This is a genomic window from Hydrogenophaga sp., from assembly GCF_030656115.1.
GTDB lineage: Bacteria > Pseudomonadota > Gammaproteobacteria > Burkholderiales > Burkholderiaceae_C > Hydrogenophaga.
Genome location: NZ_JAUSOO010000090.1, coordinates 1 through 1,780 on the forward strand (window position 1 = coordinate 1; position 1,780 = coordinate 1,780).

Below are 1,780 nucleotides of genomic sequence, written 5' to 3' on the forward strand. Positions count from 1 at the left end.
GTGCCGGCCACCGTGCACCAGGCCAAGTTCTCGATGGGCACGGTGCTGGCGCTGGCGGCCGAATACGGCTTTGCCGGGCTGAATGAATTTGAAGCGCATTACCTCGCGCCGCGCGTGGCCGCCTTGCGCGACCGCGTGACCATGCAGCTCGACGCCGAGGTCGATCAGGCCTACCCGCAGCGCTGGATCGGCAAGGTGACGGTGACGACGCGCGATGGCCGCAGCTTGAGCGCGCGGGTCGATGAGCCCAAAGGCGACCCCGGCAACACACTGACGCGCGCCGAGATCGAAGACAAGGCGCAGCGCCTGGCAGCCTACGGCAAGGGGGCCACGCCTGCCGAGATGGAGGCGCTGATCGCGCGCGTCTGGGCGGTGGCCGAGGCGCCGCGCATGGACCGCTGGTTGGAGGCACGCGCATGACAGCCCATACCTCTGGCCCAAAGGCTTTGCCGCATGCCTATCTTTTTGTGCCCGCCGACCGGCCCGAGCGCATTGCCAAGGCGCGCGCCAGCGGTGCCGACGCGGTGATTGTTGACCTGGAAGACGCAGTGGCCCCCGAGGCCAAAGTGCGCGCGCGCGAGGCGCTGGCGGCGCTGCTGGACGAGGCCGCGCCGCTGGTGGTGCGCATCAACGCCGCCGGCACGCCCTGGTTTGACGATGACCTGGAACTGTGCCGCCACCCCGGCGTGGCCGCCATCATGCTGCCCAAGGCCGAAGGCATCGACGCCGTTTGCACCGTGGTCGAGACCACCTACCAGGACGTGCTGCCCATCATCGAGTCGGCGCGCGGCCTGCATGAGATGGACAGCATCGCACGCGTGCCGGGCGTGATCCGGCTGGCCTTTGGCAGCGTCGATCTGGCGCTGGATCTGGGCATTGAGTGTGCGCCCGATGGCACGGAAATCGAGCTGCTGGCCTTCCGCTCCCAACTGGTGCTGGCTTCGCGGCTGGCCGGGCTGGCGGCGCCGGTGGATGGTGTCAGCACCGCCATCGACGACCTGCAACGCTTGCAGGCCGACACCGAACGCTCACGTCGACTCGGCTTTGGTGCCAAGCTGTGTATCCACCCGAAGCAGCTGGCCACCGTCCAGGCGGTGTTCACGCCGAGCCCTGAACGGCTTGACTGGGCGCGCCGCGTCTGCAAAGCATTTGAAACGGCGGGTGGTTCCGCCGTGGCCGTGGACGGCCAGATGGTCGACCTGCCGGTGGTGCAGCGCGCGCGCGCCGTGCTGCGCGACGCGGGTCTGAGCGCCTGATTTTTTAACCCACTCCAATCGACTGGAATTCCTTATGACTCGCAAAGCCAAACCCATCCGCTCCGACATTGCCTGGAGTACCCCCGACCGCATCGAGGTGCACGGCAAGAGTCTGCCTGACGAAATCCTCGGCCATCTCAACCTGGGTGATATGGCCTTCTTGCAGATCGTCGGGCGCATGCCAACGCAGCAGGAGTCCAACGTCTTCAACGCCATCGCGGTGACGCTGGTCGAGCACGGCATCACGCCCAGTGCGCTGGTCGCGCGACTGACCTACGCCGGTGCGCCCGAGTCGTTGCAGGCCGCAGTGGCGGCCGGATTGTGCGGCCTGGGCAGCGTGTTCGTCGGCAGCACCGAAGGCACCGCCAAAATGCTCTACGAGGCCCTGCCACCCGGAACGAAAGGGGCTGACCTGGAGCGCATCGCCATCGACACCGTGGCAGCCTTTCGTGCCCGCGGCCAGATCATCCCCGGCCTGGGACATCCGCTGCACAAGCCGGTCGATCCGCGCGCCCCGCGCCTGT

2 protein-coding genes and 1 pseudogene are annotated in these 1,780 nt (G+C 67.7%); all 3 read left to right on the forward strand.

Annotation, left to right across the window (positions count from 1 at the left end):
- Nucleotides 1–420, forward strand: a pseudogene (locus Q7J58_RS12330) (MmgE/PrpD family protein); the annotation flags it as partial.
- On the forward strand, nt 417–1,256 hold the full coding sequence (locus Q7J58_RS12335) for a CoA ester lyase (protein ID WP_304828257.1): 840 nt from the start codon (nt 417–419) through the stop codon (nt 1,254–1,256). The pseudogene Q7J58_RS12330 and the gene Q7J58_RS12335, both read left to right, overlap by 4 nt.
- Nucleotides 1,257–1,290: 34 nt before the next feature.
- On the forward strand, nt 1,291–1,780 hold a 490-nt coding region (locus Q7J58_RS12340; protein WP_304828260.1), incomplete at its 3' end, for a citryl-CoA lyase.